The organism is Lacticaseibacillus manihotivorans DSM 13343 = JCM 12514 (assembly GCF_001435035.1).
GTDB lineage: Bacteria > Bacillota > Bacilli > Lactobacillales > Lactobacillaceae > Lacticaseibacillus > Lacticaseibacillus manihotivorans.
On record NZ_AZEU01000290.1, the window covers coordinates 1 to 1,635 of the forward strand.

1 protein-coding gene is annotated in these 1,635 nt (G+C 45.6%); it reads right to left on the reverse strand.

The features are described 5' to 3' along the window. Positions 1 to 214: 214 nt before the first annotated feature. Positions 215 to 1,635, reverse strand: a 1,421-nt coding sequence (gene tnpC / locus FD01_RS13980) for an IS66 family transposase (protein ID WP_156647329.1), incomplete at its 5' end; no start/stop codon positions are given.

Sequence of the window (1,635 nt, forward strand, 5' to 3'; positions counted from 1 at the left end):
GGAAGGCCTTCAAGGGATAAAAACTATCCTTCAACACCAGTTGACAAATTTCCATTATTTGACGCTTATTTGAGTAATCGGAACGGTATAAACTGCGCGATGACATCTTAGTAAGCACCCAACCAAATGACGGTTGATAATCAAAAGCCCAGTATCTGAGAGGCGATTTTTCTTCTCAGATACTGGGCTTTGATCTTGATATAAAGCCAAATTCTTATGACTGTTTCCAATTCCACGGCAAATACTGCCCCAGATATTCGAATTTTCGATTCTCGGGATATTGCGCCATTTCATCCAGAACTTCCGTAAGATAAGTCATCGGATCAATTGCGTTGGCTTTGCACGTTTCGATGGTACTCATCAAAATTGCATTAGCACGCGCACCCTCCGGGCTGGTACTAAACAAGAAGTTCTTTCGACCCATAACATAACTTTTCATGTTGCGTTCCGAAGCGTTATTGCTGAAGTCCATCTCACCATATTTCATTAGCCTATCAACGTAGGGACGCATGCTTTCGGCATAGGCAACAGCTTTACCCATATTGCTCTTTGGTAAGGCATCACACATATCACACCAAACCCAGAACCGTTTCATTAACGGGGAAAGCTTGCTACGACGACGTTTTCGACGAGCTTTGGGTGACAGCTTTTGCCATTGTGCTTCAAGCCCAAACATCTCATCAAGTAACTTCAATGGAATACTGGTATCTAGCGTCTTGGAGACACGTGCTGCTTCAAAGAACTTGCGACGTACGTGTGCCATGCAGGCAACTCGTTCAATGGACAGCCCGTTGTATCCGGCATACCCGTCACATTGAAGGACACCACTAAAGTTTGCGTATAGTTCTTGGGCAACGCTTTGACTGCGGTGTGGATCATACTTGAAGTACACCATTGGGGTGGCGTTCTTGCGCACTGTGCGGGCAACCCACATGTATGACTTATCCGTTGCCTTACGGCCATTCTCTTTGAGAACTTGAGTTGGGGTCTCATCTCCTTGAAGAAACTTCTGTCGGATCAAGCATTGATGCATCCGATCATAGATCGGCGCTAACAATTCCGCACTATCGATCATCCAATTGCTCAACGTCGTTTCGCTTACCATCAACCCGATGCGTTTCCAGTCTTGAAGTTGGCGATACAATGGTACATCAAGTTCATACTTATCATGAATCACCTTGGCAAGAATCGAGGACGTAGCGACACTGCGCGGAATGACAGCGTTAGGCAACTTTGCTTGAAGAAACTCTGGATCTCCTTCACCGTCAATTCGAACCTTCTTATAAGTCCGGACGTAATAGATGATTTTGACTACTTTCGCTGGAACATAAGTTGCACTAGTACGCATCTCACGACGCCCAATTGAAACTAACTTCCAACCTGGCGCACACTTGCGTTGCTCATCAGTAATATCAATCGTCTTCTCGATGGTTTCGACTTCGCGGCCAAGCTTCTCGTTTGATTTCTTGTTTTTCTTTCGAGTATAGGCTTTGACATGAGTTTCCTGTTCGGCGGCGGATAAGGCTGCTTGCGCTTGTTCGACCTGTTGGGTGTCAATGGCGGGCGTAAAATGTAGGAAAGGGCGTGCGGACAAAAACCTGGACTTCGGGTATGATGTCATTATGTATTCAAAAG